This window comes from Bifidobacterium platyrrhinorum, assembly GCF_010667645.1.
GTDB classification, from domain to species: Bacteria; Actinomycetota; Actinomycetes; order Actinomycetales; family Bifidobacteriaceae; genus Bifidobacterium; species Bifidobacterium platyrrhinorum.
The window spans coordinates 410,756-431,642 of sequence record NZ_WHZV01000001.1; the positions used below are offsets into that span (position 1 = coordinate 410,756).

General features: G+C 66.6%; 19 protein-coding genes. 10 read left to right on the forward strand and 9 right to left on the reverse strand.

Features of this window, described 5'->3' with window-relative positions; all coding sequences use genetic code 11:
• Positions 1–47 precede the first annotated feature (47 nt).
• The gene (locus tag GFD21_RS01585) at positions 48–893 is read left to right on the forward strand and encodes an inositol monophosphatase family protein (protein WP_163196159.1); all 846 of its coding nucleotides are present in this window, start codon (positions 48–50) and stop codon (positions 891–893) included.
• A 152-nt stretch (positions 894–1,045) separates the two neighbouring features.
• On the opposite strand, the gene GFD21_RS01590 is transcribed toward GFD21_RS01585, so the two are convergent.
• The 6 genes from GFD21_RS01590 to GFD21_RS01615 all read right to left on the reverse strand — a co-directional run bounded on the left by GFD21_RS01590 (position 1,046) and on the right by GFD21_RS01615 (position 8,165).
• Positions 1,046–1,696 (reverse strand): response regulator transcription factor, encoded by a 651-nt coding sequence (locus GFD21_RS01590; RefSeq protein WP_163196161.1) that lies wholly within the window; start codon positions 1,694–1,696, stop codon positions 1,046–1,048.
• Positions 1,697–1,793: 97 nt separating this feature from the next.
• The gene (locus GFD21_RS01595) at positions 1,794–2,507 is read right to left on the reverse strand and encodes a hypothetical protein (RefSeq protein ID WP_163196162.1); all 714 of its coding nucleotides are present in this window, start codon (positions 2,505–2,507) and stop codon (positions 1,794–1,796) included.
• Positions 2,504–3,970: an ATP-binding cassette domain-containing protein gene (locus GFD21_RS11020; RefSeq protein ID WP_225431524.1), complete on the reverse strand. Its 1,467-nt coding sequence runs from the start codon at positions 3,968–3,970 to the stop codon at positions 2,504–2,506. The genes GFD21_RS01595 and GFD21_RS11020 overlap by 4 nt, the downstream gene beginning before the upstream one ends.
• Positions 3,971–4,118: 148 nt before the next feature.
• Positions 4,119–4,448, reverse strand: coding sequence for a transcriptional regulator (locus GFD21_RS01605; RefSeq protein ID WP_163196164.1), 330 nt, complete (start codon positions 4,446–4,448; stop codon positions 4,119–4,121).
• Positions 4,435–5,151 (reverse strand): hypothetical protein, encoded by a 717-nt coding sequence (locus GFD21_RS01610; protein WP_163196165.1) that lies wholly within the window; start codon positions 5,149–5,151, stop codon positions 4,435–4,437. The genes GFD21_RS01605 and GFD21_RS01610 overlap by 14 nt, the downstream gene beginning before the upstream one ends.
• Before the next feature lie 335 nt (positions 5,152–5,486).
• The gene (locus tag GFD21_RS01615) at positions 5,487–8,165 is read right to left on the reverse strand and encodes a DNA gyrase/topoisomerase IV subunit A (protein WP_163196167.1); all 2,679 of its coding nucleotides are present in this window, start codon (positions 8,163–8,165) and stop codon (positions 5,487–5,489) included.
• Positions 8,166–8,276: 111 nt separating this feature from the next.
• On the opposite strand from GFD21_RS01615, the gene GFD21_RS01620 reads away from it, so the two are divergent.
• Positions 8,277–9,608, forward strand: coding sequence for an alkaline phosphatase family protein (locus tag GFD21_RS01620; protein WP_163196169.1), 1,332 nt, complete (start codon positions 8,277–8,279; stop codon positions 9,606–9,608).
• Positions 9,609–9,629: 21 nt separating this feature from the next.
• Here the strand turns inward: GFD21_RS01620 and sepH are convergent, their stop codons facing one another.
• Complete coding sequence (gene sepH, locus GFD21_RS01625) at positions 9,630–10,727, reverse strand: septation protein SepH (protein ID WP_163196171.1); 1,098 nt, start codon at positions 10,725–10,727, stop codon at positions 9,630–9,632.
• Between the two features lie 156 nt (positions 10,728–10,883).
• On the opposite strand from sepH, the gene GFD21_RS01630 reads away from it, so the two are divergent.
• The 7 genes from GFD21_RS01630 (at position 10,884) to GFD21_RS01660 (ending at position 17,383) form a co-directional block, all read left to right on the forward strand.
• Complete coding sequence (locus tag GFD21_RS01630; protein ID WP_034530006.1) at positions 10,884–11,177, forward strand: DUF4193 domain-containing protein; 294 nt, start codon at positions 10,884–10,886, stop codon at positions 11,175–11,177.
• Complete coding sequence (gene dut / locus GFD21_RS01635) at positions 11,177–11,659, forward strand: dUTP diphosphatase (protein WP_163196172.1); 483 nt, start codon at positions 11,177–11,179, stop codon at positions 11,657–11,659. Before GFD21_RS01630 ends, dut begins: the two co-directional genes overlap by 1 nt.
• A gap of 68 nt (positions 11,660–11,727) precedes the next feature.
• A complete protein-coding gene (locus GFD21_RS01640; RefSeq protein ID WP_163196174.1) occupies positions 11,728–14,058 on the forward strand; it encodes a RelA/SpoT family protein in 2,331 nt (776 codons plus the stop codon).
• Between the two features lie 130 nt (positions 14,059–14,188).
• Positions 14,189–15,028 (forward strand): MetQ/NlpA family ABC transporter substrate-binding protein, encoded by an 840-nt coding sequence (locus tag GFD21_RS01645; protein WP_163196175.1) that lies wholly within the window; start codon positions 14,189–14,191, stop codon positions 15,026–15,028.
• A 167-nt stretch (positions 15,029–15,195) separates the two neighbouring features.
• Entirely contained in the window at positions 15,196–16,017 is an 822-nt protein-coding gene (locus GFD21_RS01650; RefSeq protein WP_163196176.1) for a methionine ABC transporter ATP-binding protein, read from the forward strand.
• 1 nt (position 16,018) lies between these two features.
• A complete protein-coding gene (locus GFD21_RS01655; protein WP_163196178.1) occupies positions 16,019–16,699 on the forward strand; it encodes a methionine ABC transporter permease in 681 nt (226 codons plus the stop codon).
• Between the two features lie 144 nt (positions 16,700–16,843).
• On the forward strand, positions 16,844–17,383 hold the full coding sequence (locus GFD21_RS01660) for a peptidylprolyl isomerase (RefSeq protein WP_163196180.1): 540 nt from the start codon (positions 16,844–16,846) through the stop codon (positions 17,381–17,383).
• A 76-nt stretch (positions 17,384–17,459) separates the two neighbouring features.
• Here GFD21_RS01660 and GFD21_RS01665 read toward each other — a convergent pair whose 3' ends face one another.
• Positions 17,460–18,374 (reverse strand): DUF4190 domain-containing protein, encoded by a 915-nt coding sequence (locus GFD21_RS01665; protein WP_163196181.1) that lies wholly within the window; start codon positions 18,372–18,374, stop codon positions 17,460–17,462.
• Between the two features lie 285 nt (positions 18,375–18,659).
• The gene (locus GFD21_RS01670) at positions 18,660–19,463 is read right to left on the reverse strand and encodes a Cof-type HAD-IIB family hydrolase (RefSeq protein WP_163196183.1); all 804 of its coding nucleotides are present in this window, start codon (positions 19,461–19,463) and stop codon (positions 18,660–18,662) included.
• A 140-nt stretch (positions 19,464–19,603) separates the two neighbouring features.
• Here GFD21_RS01670 and GFD21_RS01675 point away from each other — a divergent pair, with 140 nt between their 5' ends.
• The gene (locus tag GFD21_RS01675; protein WP_163196184.1) at positions 19,604–20,812 is read left to right on the forward strand and encodes a M20 metallopeptidase family protein; all 1,209 of its coding nucleotides are present in this window, start codon (positions 19,604–19,606) and stop codon (positions 20,810–20,812) included.
• Positions 20,813–20,887: the final 75 nt, after the last annotated feature.

A 20,887-nucleotide genomic window follows, 5' to 3' on the forward strand; every position in this document is an offset into this window, starting at 1 on the left:
GCGGCACCGAATCCGCCGCGAGTGGACAGCATCGAGGAGAGGGACCAATGAACACGGACACCAACACCAGTCCCAACACCAACCCCACCACAGACCCCACCACCACGACCCCCATCACCATCGCCGGCATGACCGAACTGGTGCATGAGGCCGCGCGACGCTACGTGCTCGCGGATTCCGCGACCGACGCGCGCGAACGCATCACCGTCAAGGGCGTGGCCGACTTCGTCACCGAGGTCGACACGGGCGTGCAGTCCTTCCTCAAGGCCGCGCTCGCCGACCGTTGGCCGCACGTCGCGTTCCTCGGCGAGGAGAACGGCGAACAGCATGCGGACTTCACCGGCCTCACCTGGGTACTCGACCCGATCGACGGCACCACGAACCTCATCCACGACTTCCGTCACAGCGCCATCTCGCTCGCGCTGCTCGACGGCGACAGGACCGTCAAGGCCGTCGTATACCAGCCGTTCAGCGGCGAGACGTTCACCGCAGAGGAAGGCTGCGGTGCCTATCTCGACGGCCGCTGCATCCACGTGTCCGGCGAGACCGAGATGGCGAAAGCGCTCGTCAACGTGGGTACGTCGCCCTACCATCACGAGCTCGCGGCACGCAACTTCGAGATCATGCGCCGCGTGTTCGTCGACTCGGCCGACATCCGCCGCACCGGCTCCGCCGCGCTCGACCTCGCCTATGTGGCGTGCGGCCGCGCCGACGCCTACTTCGAGATGGACATCAAGCTCTGGGATTACGCGGCCGGCCGACTGCTCGTCACCGAGGCGGGCGGCATGGTCGGCGACTGGGAAGGCCATGACCTCGGCCATCGGCTCGAGACCGGCGTGCTCGCCGGAGCGCCAGCCATCTTCGCCGCGCTGCGCGACCGTTACCTTGCGTAGCGCGCACATTGCGCGCAAGCGCGAACACCACATGTCATTCGTGCGGCCTGCGTGGGTCATGTGTTGCCACCTGCAATGCAAAGAATGCAGATGATGCATATGAGGACGGATGCCGGCGCGGGCGATCCGCCTCGCGCCCGTCGCATCACGTGCTACATCACGCGGAACGAATCGTCGTGACGGTTCAGGTTAAGCCCCGCGCGACGCAATTTTCTGTCCAGCGTGTACAACGCGTTGCGGATCAGCTCCTCCCCGGTGAATGAGCCGCCGATGCCACGTTGCAGCTCGTCCAAATCGACGAACCGCCCGTTCGCCTTCACCAATGCCTCCAGCACGTCGTATTCGAGACGGGAGAGCGGCATCGGCCGGTGCGTGCTCGCGAAATAGGCTTTGCGGTTCGCAAGATCCAGCGTCAGATCGCCACGGATGATCATCGATCGCGCGCCGAGCCCGTTCGACTCGCGCGACAGCATCTCCACGTAGGCGAGCAGCTCCGTGTCGGAGAACGGCATGCGCAGCGTCGCGTCGGGGGAGTGTTCGGGCGCGGGTGAGGAGGTCGTCGCCAGCAGCAGCGACCTGACGTGCGGCGTCACGGAGGACGCCGTGGCGAGCGCCTGCGGCGTGTCGACGATGATCGCGTCGAACGGCGCGTTCTCGTCGTCGCGCAGCGCGTCCGTCACCGCCGAGCCGAACGTACCGGCCAACGCCGGCTCCACCGTGGTCACGACGTGACCGGCGCGTTCGAGCGTGTCCGTGATCGCGCGGGACAGGGCCACGCCTTCCACCGCCACAAGCAGTTTCATGATTGTCGCCTCCTGCGCCCCAAGTGTAGTAGCAGTCGGCCGCCTTCGGTTCTGCTTCACGGGTCAGCCCCGACGACGGCGGGCAGGTCGGATCCTGTCACTCCCGCACCGGGCGCAGCGTGTCCGGATAGCGTCTGCGAGCCAGCGCCACGGTGAGCGCGGCCATCGCCAGACCGAACCCGACGGCCAGCGCCGGCGCCCAGCCGAGCGGCAGACTCAGGCACAGGCCGACGAACCCGGTCAGCAGCACCGGCGACACCAGCAGGCCGGCGGTCATGCCCAATGCGCCGCCGCCGATGACGAGCAGCATCTCCTCGAGCGCGAAGGCGGTCGTCAACGGCGCGACGAGCGTGAACAGCACATCGGGGATCGGCATGGTGCCGTGCGCCGTCATCAGCCCGCACCATGCGAGGTACGCCATAATCAGCAGCGTCATCGTTTCGGCGACCGCCATCGGCAGCAGGCTTTTCGCCAGACAATACGTGAGCATCGGCCTGCCGGAGCAGCGGAACAGCTCCATGGTGCCGTCGCCCGCGTGTTCGCCGCCGGCGGCGTTGGCCGATTCGGAGAACATCGACTTGTTGGCGTCCAGCGTGTGCAGCGTGCTGTACGTGGCGGACCAGCCGGTCATCGGCGCGCATATGATCGCGAACATCAGCCCGTCGGAGATGCCGGCGTCGTTGCCGCCGCCCGGCGTCGACGTCAGGAACGCGACCATCAGCAGCATCGTCGTGAGGAACAGGGCGAACGTGCCCCAGCAGAACGGGGACGTGCGGAAGATGCGCCAATCGCGCCACAGTATCGCCTTCATCGTGTCTCCTTTCCCTCCGCCGGATTCGCGTGCAGTCCGAAGTCGACGTGGTCGCGTTCGCGCCCGAGCGTCACCGCATTCCGGAACGCGTCATCGTCGGCGAAACCGGCGACCATGCAATCCCTGACGATCCGCTTGTCGTCGAGGACGACGACGCGGTCGGCCACCTGCCGGCAGTAGTCGAGGTCGTGCGTGATGGTGAGGATCGTGCGGCCGTCCGCCTTGAGCTGCCGCATCAGGTCGATGAGCAGCTGGCGGGTGATCGGGTCCACCGCGTTCGTCGGCTCGTCGAGCAGGATGAGTTTCGGGTCGAGCAGCAGTCCCGCCATGAGCCCCGCGCGTTTGCGCAGTCCGGTGGACAGCTCCTTCGCCTTCTTGTCGAGATGGTCCTGCAGTTCGAACGCGCGCACCATCGGCAGCGTGTCGAGATGTCCGAGGTCGATCGGATGCGGGTCGTCGCGCGTGGCGTAGAGCATCGCGCGGAATCTGAGGTTCTCGCGTATCGTCATGTTCATCGCGAGGTTGCCGGATTCGGTCAGTTGGAACACGTCGCGCATCGAATGGAACACGTCCGCGTTGATCGCGGCGGAACCATGCCATGGGCGCAGCAGTCCGGTGACGAGCGAGAACAGCGTGGTCTTGCCCGCGCCGTTATAGCCGAGGATGCCGAGCGACTGGCCTTCCGGCACGTCCAGATCGACGTGTTCGAGCACCGGCTTGTTGCGTTTGTATCCGAACGTCAGGTCCCGCACGCGGATGGCGAGGGGGATGGCTGTGGGGGAGACGTGTGCAGTGTCCGTGGCGTGTGTGACGTCCGTGGCGTCCGTGTTCGGATCGTCAATGGCCGTCGTGCCGTCATATGTGGCGTCGGCGGCATCCGTCGTACCGTCATCCGATGCGGCATCCGCGGTGCCGTGGCCGAGTGTGTCCGTGGTCATGAATATCGCCTTTCCGTGTGCGATGAGTTGGTAGAGATAGGTCGCGGCGGCGATCGGTATCGGCGTGAGCATCGTCGCCACACCCTGCCCGCCTCCGGCGAGCGGGCGCAGCGACGGGACGAACGACGTCGAAGCGGTCGCGAACAGCAGCGACAGTATGGCGGGCGGCAGCAGCGCGGTGACGAGTTGCGCCAGAGGATACCGCCACGTCGCCTGACCGCTCGCGCGTATCGCCGTGATGACGTCTTCCGCGTAGTCGTCACGGAACGCGTCCACGGTCAGTGGCGCAAGTCCCACGCCGAGAACGACGAATGCGCACCGGTACAACGGCGATGTGAGTCGCGCCGTCAGATCCGTTCCGGCGATGAGCGCGATGATCGCTGCCGAACAGATGACGGTGAGGCCGATGACGAACAACTTCGTCGGATCGTGCCGGAATTGGATGAGATTCTTATAGAAGACCGCGTGCATATATGCCTCGATGATGGAGTGATGGTGGATTTTGGGCAGGCTTGCGCCGACCATGTCGTGTGAAGCGCGATTCCGGGCATGGCTTGCGCCGGATCGATGATGAAAGGCTGGGGCCTCCGACGGGCCGGGCCGTTAGGCAAACACCGGATGCGTTTGCAGGCGGGGTGAACGACAGTGAACTTATAAGGTCTGTCGGCGGTTGTCAGTGTCCCGCGACGATGGCGCGCAATGCGGCGACGTGGGAACGGAACGCGGCCTCGCCTTCCTTGGTGAGTTTCACCCACGTGACCTTGTATGCCTTGCCGCCGTCTCCGGCGCGCTTGTCGAGCGTGACGTAACCGTGGTCGGCGAGCGTCTTCAGATGCTTCGAACAGGTGGCGTCGCTCACGCCGATCGTGTCGCGCAACGTGTCGAAGCGTACGGTGCCGTAGGTGTCGAGCAGCCCGCAGATGCGCAGACGCACCGGCGCATGGATGACCTCGTTGAACACCGGTTCCACGGCGCCCGCCTCATGCGGTTCAGACACGGTCATGGCGCGCCTCCGATTCGTGTGAACCCGCTCCGGTGAAACGCGGTCCGCGCATCAGCCGCATGTATTCGTCGAAATACCGCAGATAGGTCACGGTGGACAGCAGCGTACACAGGAGGATGCCGACCGGGGCGGGCCACCAGGGTGCGCAGAACAGGCCGAGCAACAGCATGCCGACCGGCACGGCCACGCAGCTGCATGTGGTGAAGACGATGAACGCCGTGCGGTACCCGCCATCCCGCAGCGCATGCGGGGCTGGGGAGAGCTGCCGGCGGTTCCACATGCCGATGCCGGTGGCGCGTCGCGCGCGGGCCATCAGCGCCGCATAGCCGCCTACGATCAGCACGGCGACGATGGCGTAGATCCACACGTCGATGATGGTGAACTCGCCGCGACCGGCGAGCAGCGCCCAGCCGATGAACCAATACAGTCCGGCGTTCGCCAGGCCAAGGACGCCGCCGATCAGCGTGTTCGGGATTCTCGCGGCTGCACCCAATCGATTCGCGACAGCGCTTCTGTCCGCGTCCAACGCGTCGAGCGATGTCAGTGCATCCGAGACGTCCGGCATGGCGTCGGCATCCGGGGATGTGCCGGATGCCCCGACGTCCGTGGAGCCGGTGTACTCGTCATTCCCTGCGGATCGGATCATGCCGACTCTGGTCGTCCCGTCGATGCGGCCGTTCTTTTCGCCATTCGGTTCCGCCATGATGACCCCCTTCGTATAAACGGCGATGCGGGATCGAAGCCGGGGCGACGTGTCATGCCTCGAACAGGGTCGACGCGCAGCCCAAACCTCTTTCCGTTATGGAAAACGATATCACTTTCCAATATGGAAACAAGTTTGGGGGCGTGTCTCACGTATGTTCGGTGACGACGCTCATGGGGTGACGACGCCCATGGCGTATGCGGCGTACGTTGTCGGAGAGCTTTCTGCCGGTCATCCGTGGAAGCGTACGCTGGAGAATCCTCAGCGTACGCTTCCACGGATGACCGAGAGCAATGCCCTTCCGGACGTACTCTGACGGTCGGCCGGTCAACCGGTCAGCCGACGAAGGCGATCGCGGCGGAGAGATCCACGCCCGACCCGTCGCGGCGCATATCCGGCTTCGGCAGGTCGACCGGAGCCCCCGAATCGGTGGAGGCATGCAGCGGATAGGGTCCCACGTACGCGGCGATCAGGGTGTTCTGGCCCTTGAGGAACCGCTGCGAGCGCACGCCGCCCGTCGCACGGCCCTTCGTCGGGTACATCTCCAGCGGGGTCACCTTCGCCGCGCCGTTCTCGGTGCCGGGCAGCGCCTCCTCGTCGCCGGCCACGGTGAGCACCACCGCGCCCGACGCGGAGGCCAGGCCGTTCTCGCCCTCCTCGTACGTCCACGCGATCCCGCCGGCCGGCACCACGTTGAACGCGACCACATGCGCGCCCTCGGCCAGACGGATGCCGGCCATGCCGCCGGCCGTGCGTCCCTGCGGTCTCACGTTCTTCGCCTCGAACGTGAGCAGCGACGCATCGGAGGACACGAACACGATGCGGTCCTCATCCGCCGCCGGCGCGGCGAACAGCACCTCGTCGCCGTCCTTCAGGTCGATGACCGACCACGAGTCCATCGTCGTGGGCGCCTCGCGGTTCCAGCGCTTCACGACGCCGCCGCGCGTGCCGATCGCGAGCGGCGGCAGCGCGCCGCCGTCCCCGGGCGTCTCCATCGTGATGGCGGTGACCACATGCTCGCCCGGCAGCGGATCGGTGTTTTCGGTCATGCCGATGAGATCGTCGGCCTTCACGCCGCCGGCCACACTCAACGTCCCCGAGGCGGGCAACGCCGGCAGATCGACCACGTGCGCGAGCACGAGCCGGCCCGCGGAAGTGATCAGCGCGAACGTGGAACGCGTGGACGTGGGGAAGATCGTCCGGATCTGGTCGTCCACCGCCCGCTTGTCGGAGGCGGTGCGCGACAGATACACGTCCATCGCGCTCGACGGGGCCCGTGCTATCAGACCGGTCGCGCTCATCACCACCACGCACGGTTCGTCGTCGATCTGCAACGCCGCGGCGACCGGCGCCTCCTCGCCCGCCTTCTTCGCGGCGGCCGTGGCGGCGGCCACGTCGGCCGCGACCGACGAGACGGTGGCGGCGTTGCGCGCCGCCTCAAGCGCCTCCCGTGAGGATGCGGAGTCGTCGCCCTTCGCGCTCACCGGTACGAGCGAGCCGTCCGGCCCCTCGTCGAGCAGCACCGTGCGCCGCGGCGTACCGTACTTCTCCACGGTCTCGTCCATCTCGCGCACGACCACGCGGTCCAGTTCGGCCGCCGAGGCGAGGATGCGCTCCAGCTCCTCGATGCGCTTCTTCAGATCGTCGCGTTCCGCCTCGAGCTCGATGCGGCTCATGCGCGTGAGCCTGCGCAGACGCAGGTCGAGGATGTACTGCGCCTGCACCTCGTCCAGATCGAACACGGCCATCAGGCGGCCCTTCGCCGCGTCCGCGTCGTCCGAGGTGCGGATCACCTGGATCACCTCGTCGATGTCCACCATCGCGAGCAGCAGGCCCTCCACCAGGTGCAGGCGCTCCAACGCCTTCTTGCGGCGGAACTCGCTGCGGCGGCGCACCACCACGCGCCGGTGCCCCACCCACACGGCGAGCAGTTCCTTCAGGCCCATCGTGTGCGGCCGGCCGTCGACCAGCGCCACGTTGTTGATGGTGAAGTTGTCCTGCAGCGGCGTGTGCTTGAACAGCTGGGCGAGCACCGCGTTCGGCTCGTAGCCGGTCTTGATCTCGATGACGATGCGCGTGCCGTTGTGACGGTCCGTCAGATCGATGGCGCCGGTGATGCCCTCCAGTTTGCGGTTCTTCACACCCTCCGAGATGCGTTCGAGCACGCGTTCGGGCCCCACCATGAACGGCAGTTCGGTCACGACGATCGCCTTCTTGCGGGCGGTCACGTTCTCGATGTGCGTCTTCGAACGCGTGGTGAGCGTGCCGCGTCCCGTCTCGTACGCCTCGCGGATGCCGTTGCGGCCGATGACGATGCCGCCGCCCGGCCAGTCCGGGCCGGGCACGTAGTGCATGAGCTCCTCGAGCGTCGCGTCCGGATGCGCCATGAGATGCTTCGCCGCGGCGACCACCTCGCCGAGATTATGCGTGGCCATGTTCGTCGCCATGCCCACCGCGATGCCCGAACCGCCGTTGACCAGCAGGTTCGGGATGGCCGACGGCAGCACGGTCGGCTCCTTGAGTTTGTTGTCGTAGTTCGGCGTGAAATCGACGGTGTCCTCGTCGATGTCGGCGTTCATCGCCAGCGCGGCCGGGCCGAGACGCGCCTCCGTGTAACGCGAGGCCGCCGGGCCGTCGTCGAGCGAGCCGAAGTTGCCGTGGCCGTCCACCAGCGGCAGTCTCATCGCGAACGGCTGGGCGAGACGCACCATGGCCTCGTAGATCGCGGAATCGCCGTGCGGGTGCAGCTTGCCCATCACCTCGCCGACCACACGCGCCGACTTCATGTACGGGCGGTCCGGCGTGAGGTTCATCTGTCCCATCTGGTAGATGATGCGCCGCTGCACGGGCTTGAGGCCGTCACGCGCGTCGGGCAGCGCACGCGCGTAGATCACCGAATACGCGTATTCGAGGAACGACTTGCTCATCTCCTCGTTCAGCGGCGTTTCGACGATATGCTCCTTCACCGTGCGCGGATCATACGCGGCAGCGGCGGATTTGCGGTGTGATGCCATGTGACGGACTCCCTCGAGAGACTTGAAAACCCGCATCATATTAGCAGGTCGGGTGCGATGAGGCCGATGCGATGCGCGGACGGGCGCGGACGGTCACTACTATGGGCAGGTATGAGTGTCGAAGTGCCGGAAATGGACGAACTGCTGCGATTGGCGCCGACGGCGCGATACGGCGATTGGACGCCCGGGCCGGGGGAGTCTCCTGCGTCCGGGGAAGATGCGTCCGAAGGGCCGCAAGGGGAGCCGCGTCCGTCACGCGGGGGCGCCCTGCACCTGTCGTCGGTGCTGCCCGCGGTCTCCGCCGCGATCGGCCATCCCGTGACCACCCGGATCCACGACGATCCGAAGGCGCTGCAGCGCGCGCTCGGTCTGCCGGACGCCCGCTCCGCCATCGTCGTGCTCGTGGACGGACTCGGATATTGGAACCTCAACATGCGTCTCGGGCACGCGCCCTACCTGCGGGCCCTCATGCGGGACCACGCCAACCGGCGTCCGATCTCCACCTGCGCGCCGAGCACCACCGTCGCCGCGATGGCCGTGTTCGGCACCGGCACCTGTCCGGGGCTCACCGGCATGGCCGGCTACACGCAGATCGCCCCGGACGGCGGACGGCTCGTCCAGCTCATCCAGTTCAAGGACCCGCTCGTATCGAAACCGGCTGGTCCCGCCTCGGCATCCGAACCGATCGTCGACCCGCATGACCTGCAGCGCGAGCCCACCGTGTTCGAACGGCTCGTCGACCAGGGGGTTCCCGTCACCAGCTCCGGTCTCGCCAAGTTCAAGGGGTCCCCGCTCACCGAGGCCGCGCTGCGCGGCGGACGCTACGTGGCCAACGTGACGCCCCGCGACCGCGTGCGCGCCGCCGCGAAGTCCGTCGCCGACAAGCCGGGACTGTCGTACCTGTATATCCGCGACGCCGACAAGATCGGCCACAATCACGGATGGGACTCCGACCAGTGGATCGGCACGTTCGAACGCATCGACGCGCAGCTCGCGCAACTGCGCCGTGAGGCGCCGAAGGACACGCTCATCGTCATCGTCGCCGACCACGGCATGGTCATGTCCGACGAAAACCATCGCATCGATATCGCCGCCGAACCCGAACTGTCGCGGGGCGTGCGGTTCGTCGGAGGGGAGCCGCGCGCGCTGATGCTCTACGCGCAGGACGGCGAAAACCCGGACGATGTGGCGGGACGGTGGCGTGACAGGCTGGGGGAGGACGCCTTGGTGCGCACGAAGGAGGAGGCGATCGCCGACGGTCTGTTCGGACCGGTCGACCCGCGTGTGGAGGCGATGCTCGGCGACGTCATCGTGCAGGCGTCGGGCCGCACCACCCTCGTCGACACGCGCACCCAGTCCGACAAGGCCACGCGCCTACCCAGCGTGCATGGGTCCCAGACCATGCTGGAGATGGACATCCCCTGCATCATCGACATGGCGTGACCGTTCGCGCGATCCGCTCGGTCACTCGCCGAACAGGATCTCGTCCCAACTGGGCACGGCGGAACGGCCCGCACGTCGTTTCGCGGCCTCGGTCCTCTCGGTGCGCGGCTTGGCGTCACGCGGGGACTTCGCATCGGCCTCATGGCCGGCCGCGGCGTCGCGTCCCCCCTGTTCCTCGTCGTCGGCGGGTTCCAGATCGGCGACGGCCGCGAGATCGGTCGCCTCGCCATCGGACGAGGCGGGCTGGACGACGGGGGAGTTCGACATCAACGAACCGTCCGGGGCGGGGATCTCGACGTTCGGGCGGAACACGGGGATGTCGTCGGTGGTGGTGGGCAGCACCGCGCCGTCCGGCGAGGCGGGTTCGCCGGCGCCCGCGGCCGCAGGTGCCGGGACGGGCGCCGTGCCCGGCGCGGGGGAGGACGGTCCGAGATCGACGGGGAAGGACTCCTTCACGTCCATCGCCGGCAATCCCACGTTCGCGCGCGCCTCGGCGGCGGACGGGGTCACCGGCTTCGGCGTGCCCGCGCCGAGGCTTTGCTCGCCGAGCAGCTTGCGGGCGGCGGCGTTGAGGCATACGACGGTGTTGTCGTGCATGTCCCACGTCCATTCGGCGTGGACCTTGCGCCCGGCGGACAGGAAGCGGGCGACGATGTGCCACGGCTCGTGGTTGCGCCGGGTCGCCGACCACGACAGCGTGCCCCGGTCGACGCGTGCCGCGAGCAGCGTCATGTCGATAACCTCCTCGACGGTGTGCAGACGGCTTTCCTTGGGGGCGGGCACCCGCTTGAACTGTTCGATCGCATACTGCTTCTCCGTCTGCACCGATGCGGAGAAGCGACGCACCAGCGCCTCGGCGAGCCCGTAGCGCTGGGCCACCTTCGCGGGGTCCGCTCCCGCGCGGATGAGCTGCTGGATCTGGGAGATCGGCAATGTGTCCGCGGGACGGACCTGACGCTGCTTCAACGACTCCGAACGGATCTGCTTGGCCTCTAGCAGGGCACGTTCGAGCGCCTCGTCCACGGTGACGATGAAACGCTCGCCGCCCGCTTCGAACACCAGGTCACCGGCGTCGGAGACATGGTCGAGACGGGCTCCCCGCGGCGAATTGTCAGGCATGCGCGCACCACTTTCCTCAAAAACTTATGTCGTATTCCAGTATGCCCCACGTGTCGAACTTTACGGGTATTTGAAATCGTGTATTCTATGGCCGAGTAAACCAGTCATAAGGGCAAGACTAGCAAGGTCATGCCCCGATGCAACGAAAGGATCGCGATGGCTCAGGACTATGATTCCCCCCGCAACAAGGATGAGGACGAGGAATCGCTGCAGGCTTTGGGGAAGGGCTCGCAGAATTCATCGAGCGACATCGACGACGACGAGAACGCCATTGCCGAGGACTACGAGCTGCCGGGCGCGGACCTGAGCAACGAGGACTCCTCCGTGACGGTCATCCCGATGCAGGGCGACGAGTTCATCTGCTCCGAGTGCTTCCTGGTCAAGCACCGCAGCCAGCTCGCCTACATGACCGACGACGGCCAGCCCGTGTGCCAGGAGTGCGCCGCCTGATGACCTTCGATCCCGCGTACAACGAGCCGGAGAACACCGAGGTTCTCGTCAAGGCCGTCAACCCGGACCAGCCCGCCGAACTCGCACGGCTGTTCTACGCTCACGCCGGCGACGCCGGTGCCGATCTGAGGGCGGCGGAGGCGTTCGAGCTCAAGCCGTTCCAGCGCGCGCTCGTGCCCACGGGCGTGGCCATCGCCCTGCCCGCGGGCTACGTGGGTCTCGTCCACCCGCGTTCCGGTCTTGCCGTCAAGCAGGGCGTGACCGTGCTCAACGCACCCGGCACCATCGATGCCGGATACCGTGGCGAGATCAAGGTGCCGCTGATCAATCTGGATCCGGAGCGTACCGTGCGTTTCGAGGTCGGGGACCGCATCGCCCAGCTGGTCATCCAGCGGTACGTGGAGGCGAGGTTCGTCCCGGCCGAGACGTTGCCCGGATCGGATCGCGCCGAGCGCGGATTCGGCTCCACTGGGGTCGCCTGAGAAGCGATAGGATGACGCGTGGGAAACGCGTTAGGATGGTGTCCACACGAATCGAGGGAGGTGCCGCCATGGCGGGCGATGATATGGAATTCGATTCCGCGCGCAAATTGGGATGCGAGGTCAGCACCGATCCGATCAACCCGCTTCTGCCGATCATGCAGGCGTGCCGTGTGCATCACCCCGATGAGGACCTGACCATTCTCGAACGCGCCTACCGTCGCGCGGTCATCCAGCATTCCACGCAGCGCCGCAAGTCCGGCGAGCCGTACATCATCCATCCGCTCGCCGTCGCGCAGATCCTCGCCGATCTGGGCATGGGCCCGCTGGTCGTGGCCGCCGGCCTCCTGCACGACACCGTGGAGGACACCGACTATACGCTCGACCAGTGCCGCGCCGAATTCGGCGACACCGTCACCGGTCTGGTGGACGGCGTCACCAAGCTGTCCAAGATGGAATACGGCGATTCGGCGCAGGCCGAGACCATCCGCAAGATGGTCGTGGCGATGAGCCGTGACGTGCGCGTGCTCGTCGTCAAGCTCGCCGACCGCGTGCACAACGCGCGCACGTGGCGCTACGTGAAGACGTCCAGTGCCGTGAAGAAGGCGCACGAGACGCTCGACGTGTACGCGCCGCTCGCCAACCGCCTCGGCATGAACGCCATCAAGACCGAGCTCGAGGAACTGAGCTTCAAGGTCATCTACCCGAAGATCTACAACGAGATCGTCGTGCTCGTGGCCCGTCGCGCGGGCCAGCGCGACGTGTACCTCAAGCAGATCCTCGCCGAGATCAACGAGGACCTCGACGCGCAGCACATCAAGGCGTACGTCACCGGGCGCCCGAAGGACTACTTCTCCATCTACCAGAAGATGATCGTGCGCGGCCATGATTTCGCCAACATCTACGATCTGGTGGGCGTGCGCATCATCGTCGATTCGATCCAGGACTGCTATGCGGCGCTCGGCGCCGTGCATGCGCGGTGGAACCCGGTCCCCGGCCGGTTCAAGGACTACATCGCGATGCCGAAGCTCAACATGTACCAGTCGCTGCACACCACGGTGGTCGGTCCCGGCGGCAAGCCCGTCGAGATCCAGATCCGCACGTGGGACATGCACCGGCGCGCGGAATTCGGCATCGCCGCGCACTGGAAGTACAAGGAGAACGGCCAGGCCGGCCGCGCGCTGAGCTCGCCCGACAAGTCCGACCGCAAGCGCGAGGGCTCCGAGAACCAGGAGCTGAGCGAGGCCGACAACCTCAAGTGGATCCAGCAGCTCGCCGACTGGACCAGCGAGACCCCCGACTCCAACGAGTTCCTCGGCTCGCTCAAGGAGGACCTCGGTTCGGCCGAGGTGTACGTGTTCACGCCGAAGGGCAAGATCATCTCCCTGCCGGCGGCGGCCACCCCCATCGACTTCGCCTACGCGGTGCACACCGAGGTCGGCCACCGCACGATGGGCGCGCGCGTCAACGGCCGTCTCGTCCCGCTCGACACGAAGCTCGAGAACGGCGACACCGTCGAGATCCTCACCTCCAAGTCGGACACCGCCGGTCCGTCGCGCGACTGGCTGAGCTTCGCGAAGAGCCCGAAGGCGCGCAACAAGATCCGCCAATGGTTCTCCAAGGAGCGCCGCTCCGAGGCGATCGAGGAGGGACGTGACGAGCTGACGCGCGCCATGCGCAAGCGCAGCCTGCCGATCAACACGCTGCTCACCCCCGAGGCGCTCATCGGCGTGGCCGACGAACTCAACTTCCCGAACGCGGACGGCCTGTTCGCCGCCATCGGCGACGGTCAGATCTCCACGCAGAACGTCATCTCCCATCTGGTCAAGGATGCGGGCGCCGACGAGGTCGACGAGGAGATCGAGCAGGAGGTCCTGCCGCTCAAGCCGGTCGAGAACCGCCAGAAGACCAACAGCGCGTCCGGCGTGTCCGTCAAGGGCGTGGGCGACGTGTGGGTCAAGCTCGCCCGCTGCTGCATGCCCGTGCCCGGCGACAAGATCATCGGTTTCATCACGCGCAACCAGGGCGTGTCCGTGCACCGCACCGACTGCCAGAACATGATCGACCTGCAGCGCCGACAGCCGGAACGCGTGGTCGAGGTGGAGTGGACCAGCACCAAGGGCGTGTTCATGGTCAAGATCCAGGTCGAGGCGCTTGACCGCCGCAACCTGCTTTCCGATGTGACGCGAGTGCTCTCCGACCATGGCGTGAACATCATCTCCGGTTCGATCTCCACCGGCTCAGACCGTGTGGCCACCAGCCAGTTCAGTTTCGAGATGGCCGATCCGCAGCATCTCAACACGCTGCTCGCCGCCGTGCGCAAGATCGAGGGCGTGTTCGACGTGTACCGCATCACCGGCGCCAAGGACTCCGCCGAACCGCGCCTGCGCAGGATGCAGTGAGCGGGCTATAAGGAACGTCGATTACGGAGCCGCGTTGCGCGCGGCGAACGTTTGTATAGTGGCGAAGCGTTGGGAACGGCGAAAGCCGTTCACCGCCGAAATGAATGATGTGATTGAGAGAGGAACCATCATGCGCTTCACCAAGTCCGCCGCGGCCGCCCTGGCCGTCGCCGCCATCGCCGCGCTCGGCCTGTCCGCCTGCGGCAGCTCGTCCACCGCCGCCAGCCAGGAGGACGACAAGACCATCACCGTGGCCGCCAGCCCCACCCCGCACGCCGAGATCCTGAACAAGGCCGTCAAGCCGCTCGTCGAGAAGGACGGCTACAAGCTCGAGGTGAAGGAGTTCACCGACTACGTGCAGCCGAACACCGCCACCGAGGACGGCGAGGTCGACGCCAACTACTTCCAGCACAAGCCGTACCTCGACAACTTCAACAAGGAGAAGGGCACCCACCTGGTGTCCGTCGAGACCGTCCACTTCGAGCCGTTCGGCCTGTACCCGGGCAAGACCAAGTCCCTCGACGCGCTGCAGGACGGCGCGGTCGTGGCCGTCCCGAACGACGCCACCAACGAGGCCCGCGCGCTCCTGCTCCTGCAGGACGCCGGCCTGATCAAGCTCAAGAACCCCGAGGACATCAACGCCACGCCGAAGGACATCACCTCCAACCCGAAGAACCTGCAGTTCAAGGAGCTTGAGGCCGCGGTCGTGCCGACCGTCATCAAGGACGTGGACATCGCCGCCCTCAACGGCAACTACGCCATCCAGGCCGGCTTCGACGTGACCAAGGACGCCCTGCAGATCGAGAAGGCCGACGGCCTGGCCGCCAAGACCTACGCGAACATCCTGGTCGTCAAGAAGGGCAACGAGAACACCGCGAAGACCAAGGAGCTCAAAAAGGCCCTCAACTCCAGCGAGGTGCGCGACTACATCAACAAGAACTACAAGGGCGCCGTCGTCCCGGTCTTCTGATCCGAGACAGGGCGAAGACATGCCATCCGATACAATGCCGCACGGTACGGGCGCATGCCCGACGTGCGGCATTGCCGTGTCCGGCGGGACGCGGGGCGGCGCCATGATCGCCGGCCCCGCGCGTGTACGGTCCGATTCCATGACAACCACACGGTAAGGAACACTCGATGATCCAATTCGAGCATATGAAGAAAAGCTACGGCGTTGGCGCGGACGCCCATGAGGTCCTGCACGACGTCGACTTCACCATCCACGATGGCGAGGTGTTCGGCATCCTCGGTTCGTCCGGCGCCGGCAAATCCACGCTGGTGCGCACCATCAACCTGCTGGAACGCCCCACCGGCGGCCGCATCCTCATCGACGGCGTCGACATCTCCAACGCCACCGGCAAGGAGCTCAAGGCGCTGCGCGCGAAGATCGGCATGATCTTCCAGAACTTCAACCTGTTCCAGCAGCGCACCGTGCTGCGCAACATCACGTTCCCGCTGGAACTCGCGCACAAGCCGAAGGCGCAGCGCATCGCGCGCGCCGAGCGTCTCCTGAAGCTCGTCGGCCTCGAGGAGTACGCCGACCGCTACCCGAGCCAGCTGTCCGGCGGCCAGCAGCAGCGCGTGGCCATCGCCCGCGCCCTGGCGAACGAGCCGAAGATCATGCTGTGCGACGAGGCGACCAGCGCCCTCGACTCCACCACCACCGTGCAGATCCTCGACCTGCTGCGCCGCATCAACCGCGAACTGGGCGTCACGCTCGTGGTCATCACCCACTCGCTGTCCGTGGCGCGCAACATCTGCGACCGCGTCGCGATGATCGACGGCGGCGACATCGTCGAGATGGGCGAGACCGCGGAACTGTTCGCCCATCCGAAGAGCGACATCCTCAAGGCCCTGATCGCCAGCGCCGAGGAGCAGAACGGCCGCGACGAGGACGAGGACGGCAAGCCGGTCGCGCAGACCGGAGCGGATGCCGCGAAGCAGGGGGAGGAGCGCTGACATGGGACAGACCATCACCGATTTCATCGCCAACTACGGCGAGCTCATGCTCGAAGGCACGCGCGACACGCTCATCATGACCGGCGTCTCCACGTTGCTCGCCTATGTGCTCGGCGTGCCGCTCGGCGTGCTGCTCACCATCACCGGCACGAAGTCCATCTGGCCGAACCGCCCGCTCAACACCGTGCTCGGCTGGATCGTGAACATCGGACGCTCCATCCCGTTCATCATCCTGCTCGTCGCCATCATCCCGTTCACGCGTCTCATCGTCGGCACGTCGCTCGGCGTCGAGGGCGCGATGGTGCCGCTGGTCATCTCCGCCGCGCCGTTTGTGGCGCGCGTCGTCGAACAGTCGCTCGCCGACGTGGACGGAGGCCTCATCGAGGCCGCGCAGAGCTTCGGCGCGAACAACTGGCAGATCGTCACCAAGGTGCTCCTGTTCGAAAGCCTGCCGTCCCTCGTACGCGGCGCAGCCATCACGTTCATCAACCTGTTCGGCTACTCGGCGATGGCCGGCACCGTGGGCGCCGGAGGCCTCGGCGACATCGCCATCCGTTACGGCTACCAGCGCTACGAGTACGACGTGATGCTCGTCGCCGTGGTCCTGAGCGTCATCCTCGTGCAGGTCATCCAGTCGTTCGGCGATTGGTTCGCACGCCGCATCGACCACCACGCGCGCTGACCGTCGCGACGCGGACCCCGTGCGGAGGGCCGTCCGCGTCACGCGCATGAGCGCCACGATCCGTCGGCCCGGTCCGTCGCCTCCTTTCCGGAAAGCGACGGGCCGGGCCGACGCCGTCTTGCGGCTGTGACACACTGAACCGTTATGAGCACTATCACCATGCACACCTCCGAAGGTGACATCACCATCAACCTGTTCGACGACAAGGCGCCGGAGACGGTGAAGAACTTCCTCGGCCTCGCCACCGGCGAGAAGGAGTGGGCGGATCCGTACACCGGCCAGCCCTCCCACGAGAAGTTCTACAACGGACTGACCTTCCACCGCATCATCAAGGACTTCATGATCCAGGGCGGCTGCCCGCTCGGCAACGGCACCGGCGGCCCCGGCTACGACTTCGACGACGAGATCGACCCGTCCCTCAAGTTCGACCGTCCCTACCTGCTGGCCATGGCGAACGCCGGTCTGCGTCGCGGCCGCGACGGCAAGATCCACGGCACCAACGGCTCCCAGTTCTTCATCACCACCGTGCCGACCCCGTGGCTCGACGGCCACCACACGATCTTCGGCGAGGTCGCCGACGACGGGTCCAAGGCCGTGGTCGACAAGCTCGAGGCCCTGCCGACCGACCCGATGGACCGTCCGACCGAACCGGCCGTGATCCTGTCCATCGACGTCGCCGAGTGACATTTCGCATAACGCATCCCCTCATCCCCGGATAGCGGGGGAGACGAAGTGAGGCGGGTTCACGCGTCCTGCACGGTCACGCTGCGGCGGTGTACGTCTTGTCGAACACGGTCTGCGCGTCCGTGTGCACGTACATGCGCATCTGCGCGGTGCCGTTGGTCTTCACCATGCTCGGCAGGGCGTCGGCGAACGGCTGCAGCTGGCTGTCCGCATCCTTGGCGAGCTCCTGGCCAAGAGCCTGGGCGTTCGCGTCGTATTGCGCCGGCAGATGGATGTCGATGACCAGGGTGTCGCCCTCGGCGCGGTAGGAGACCGTGGCGCCCGTGCCGTCGAACGAGGAGCCGATGGACGACTGCATCTCGCTCTGGAAGGTCGAATCGTTGACCATCTCGCTCATCGAAGAGTAACGCAAGTCCAGCGAGCCGCCGTTCGAGTCGCCGTTCTCCAGATCGCTGAGACCCTTGTCGATCTCCTTGTCGAGCTTGTCCGACTTCTTCTTCTCGGCCTGGGCCTTCGCCGCCTGCGCTGCGGCCTGTTTCGCCTGCTGCGTGGCCGCGTTGACGGTGGCCACGCCGATCGCGATGCCGCCGACCATCATGACCACGCTGACGATGATGCCCGCGATCGCGAGCCCACGCCCCTTCTCATGCGTCCGTTTGATCTGGTTCAGGCCCACGATGGACAGGATGAGTCCCACGAGGGAGAAGAGGAAGGCGAAGATGATGCCGAGGATCGCGCAGACGTTCCATTTGCCCTCGCGGGGGTTGGCCGGCCGCTGGGGCTGTGGTGGCAGGTAGCCGGGAACGGGAGGGACGGCGGTGCCGCCCGTCGCCGGTCCCGCCGCGGCGGGCGCGCCGAATCCGGTCGGCGCGCCGGGTTGCGGCGCCGTTCCGGACGGCTGTTGCGGCGGCTGTTGAATCGGCTGTGCGGGATACGTCTGCGGCGACTGTCCCGGAAGCGGTTCCTGCGGCTGTGGCTGCGGATTGGACATGGCTCTGGCCTTCCTCATCATGCCGAACGCATTGCCGTGTTCGGCCGAGGGCCTTCCGCGCGAATCGGACGCGCTACGCCGGGCCTCCCCGGAAGACCGAATACCTCCGGTTCCATTGTCCCATCGTCGGGACGTTCCCCCGGGGAACGACGCGCACTACATTGACGAACGGCATGGAAACGTCAGATTGCGTGCGGATGAATTCGGGGGAGGAGCGCCGTCGCGACGGTCAACGGTCATACGGGGGCCGGGCCGCCGCCGGTGCGACGGGCCGGCCCCTGCGCGTCACAGCACGCCGAAATGCCGCAGCGCGTTCATCACGCCGTCATGGTCGACGTCGTCGGTCACATAGTCGGCCGCCGCCTTCGGCTCGTCGGTCGCGTTGCCCATCGCCACGCCGATGCCGGCGAAACGCAGCATCGTGGTGTCGTTGCCGCCGTCGCCGAACGCCATCACCTGGTCGCGCGTCCAACCGTAATGGCGCATGAACCGCGCGATGCCCTCCGGCTTGCCGCCGTCCGCGGGGATGAGGTCCACGAAATCGGGGTGCCAGCGCACGCCCTGCACGTTGCGGCACAACGAGGTCACCTCACGCTGCTGCGCCTCGTCGATGTACGGGCTGATCTGGAACGTCTCGTGGGTGAGCGGACGCGTATGGGGGTCGTCGATGAACACCTTCGGCGCGGTCTTGCCGAGCTGTCGCCATGTCGCGCGCATCGATTCGGTCACCTGGTTGAAATACACGTAGTCGGATTCGCAGAAGTTCGCCACCACGTCCGGGTGCGCGTCCAGCCATGCGATGATCGTGCGCACGTCGTCCGGATCGAGCGGCTCCTTCTCCAGGAACCCGTGGCCGTCGCAGCAGTACTGGCCGTTGAGGCCCACGATGCCGTCGAAGGAGACCGGGATCATGTCGAGCACGACGGTCATGTGACTGGGCGCGCGGCCCGAGCAGATGAACACCTTCACGCCCTTGGCCTGCAGCATGTGCAGCGCGTCGATCGTGGATTGCGGGATGGTGTGCGTCACGAAGCTGGTGAGCGTGCCGTCGATGTCGAAGAACACGGCGCGGATGTCGGGCGTGGTCATGGTGCCTCCTCGCGGGATCGCCTGGTCTGGTCTGCACACCAGTCTAGGGAGACGAGGGGAGGCGACACCCGAAACGGATGCGGGAATCGTCGCCGGACGTACCGGTTCCGGCCATGCGGGAGCGACCTACAATCGGACGTATGAGCGAACGCAACGACACAGACCACGCAACCGACATCACCATCTCCGCCGTCGTCGGACACGTCGAGGCAGACCCGGACCTCGTCGCGATCCGCCACTACCTGCACGCGCATCCGGAACGCAGCTTCAAGGAATACGACACCGGCATCTACCTCGCCGACCAGCTGAAATCGCACGGCGTGGAGATCCTCGACAACCCGTTGGAGACCGGCGTCGTCGGGCTCGTCCGCGGCGAACAGGGGCCGGGGCCCCGCGTCGCCCTGCGCGCCGACATCGACGGCCTGCCCATCGTGGAGGACACGGGGCTGCCGTTCGCCTCCGTCAACCAGGGCGTCATGCACGGCTGCGGCCATGACCTGCACATGACCGGTCTGCTGGGCGCCGCGTTCTGGCTCGCCGCGCATCGGGACCGGTTCGCCGGCACCGTCAAGATCCTGTTCCAGCCGAGCGAGGAGACCGGGCAGGGCGCCCGCGCGATGATCGACGCCGGGCTTATCGACGACGTGGACGCGATCATCGGCACCCATAACAACCCGAACTACGCGCCCGGTCAGGTCGCCGTCGGCGTGGAGCCGATGATGGCCGGCTGCGTGCGCTTCCAGGTGACGCTCCACGCGGACGGCACGCACGCCGGATACCCGCACAAGGGCACCGGCCCCATCGAGGCGATGGCGTCCATGGTGCTCGAACTGCAGACCATCGTCAGCCGCAACATCAACGCCCTGCATCCGCTCGTGCTGTCCGTCACCGAGGTGCACGGCGGGCGCGTGTGGAACGTGGTGCCCGCCGAGGCCGGCTTCCAGGGCACCGTGCGCTACTTCCACAAGGAGGACAGCCTGCTCGCCGAACGCCGGTTCAGGGCGGTCGTTGAGCACACCGCCGAGGCGTTCGGCATCACGGCCGACATCGAATGGGACGACTTCCAGGCCCCGGTCGTCTCCGACGCCCCGCTCGCCCGTGCCGTCGCGGCCGACGTGCGCGACTACGCCTCGCTCGAGCCGATACGCCCGTCGATGGCGGGGGAGGACTTCTGCGAGTTCGCCGACGTGACCCGTTCCGTGTTCGCGTTCATCGGATCCAACGGCGCGGCGGGATGCGCCGACTGGCACAGCCCCCGGTTCGTCGGGCTCGACGCGTCCATCCCCACGTTCGTCGACTTCTACGTCAACGCGGCGCTGCGCGTGCTCGACGAACTGCGCGCGTCCTGACCGAGGGGGTCGCCGTCCCTCCCGCCCGGCCGGCGTCCCGTCGGCGTCCGTGCGGGAGGGACGGCGACCCCGCGC

Coding starts and splice junctions, on each gene's coding strand:
- GFD21_RS01630 (WP_034530006.1), top strand. CDS start 10,884: ATGGCTCAGGACTATGATTCCCCCCGCAACAAGGATGAGGACGAGGAA.
- GFD21_RS01645 (WP_163196175.1), top strand. CDS start 14,189: ATGCGCTTCACCAAGTCCGCCGCGGCCGCCCTGGCCGTCGCCGCCATC.
- GFD21_RS01665 (WP_163196181.1), bottom strand. CDS start 18,374: ATGTCCAATCCGCAGCCACAGCCGCAGGAACCGCTTCCGGGACAGTCG.
- GFD21_RS01675 (WP_163196184.1), top strand. CDS start 19,604: ATGAGCGAACGCAACGACACAGACCACGCAACCGACATCACCATCTCC.
- GFD21_RS01640 (WP_163196174.1), top strand. CDS start 11,728: ATGGCGGGCGATGATATGGAATTCGATTCCGCGCGCAAATTGGGATGC.
- GFD21_RS11020 (WP_225431524.1), bottom strand. CDS start 3,970: ATGGTCGGCGCAAGCCTGCCCAAAATCCACCATCACTCCATCATCGAG.
- GFD21_RS01595 (WP_163196162.1), bottom strand. CDS start 2,507: ATGAAGGCGATACTGTGGCGCGATTGGCGCATCTTCCGCACGTCCCCG.
- GFD21_RS01650 (WP_163196176.1), top strand. CDS start 15,196: ATGATCCAATTCGAGCATATGAAGAAAAGCTACGGCGTTGGCGCGGAC.
- GFD21_RS01660 (WP_163196180.1), top strand. CDS start 16,844: ATGAGCACTATCACCATGCACACCTCCGAAGGTGACATCACCATCAAC.
- GFD21_RS01605 (WP_163196164.1), bottom strand. CDS start 4,448: ATGACCGTGTCTGAACCGCATGAGGCGGGCGCCGTGGAACCGGTGTTC.
- GFD21_RS01655 (WP_163196178.1), top strand. CDS start 16,019: ATGGGACAGACCATCACCGATTTCATCGCCAACTACGGCGAGCTCATG.
- sepH (WP_163196171.1), bottom strand. CDS start 10,727: ATGCCTGACAATTCGCCGCGGGGAGCCCGTCTCGACCATGTCTCCGAC.
- GFD21_RS01615 (WP_163196167.1), bottom strand. CDS start 8,165: ATGGCATCACACCGCAAATCCGCCGCTGCCGCGTATGATCCGCGCACG.
- dut (WP_163196172.1), top strand. CDS start 11,177: ATGACCTTCGATCCCGCGTACAACGAGCCGGAGAACACCGAGGTTCTC.
- GFD21_RS01610 (WP_163196165.1), bottom strand. CDS start 5,151: ATGGCGGAACCGAATGGCGAAAAGAACGGCCGCATCGACGGGACGACC.
- GFD21_RS01585 (WP_163196159.1), top strand. CDS start 48: ATGAACACGGACACCAACACCAGTCCCAACACCAACCCCACCACAGAC.
- GFD21_RS01590 (WP_163196161.1), bottom strand. CDS start 1,696: ATGAAACTGCTTGTGGCGGTGGAAGGCGTGGCCCTGTCCCGCGCGATC.
- GFD21_RS01620 (WP_163196169.1), top strand. CDS start 8,277: ATGAGTGTCGAAGTGCCGGAAATGGACGAACTGCTGCGATTGGCGCCG.
- GFD21_RS01670 (WP_163196183.1), bottom strand. CDS start 19,463: ATGACCACGCCCGACATCCGCGCCGTGTTCTTCGACATCGACGGCACG.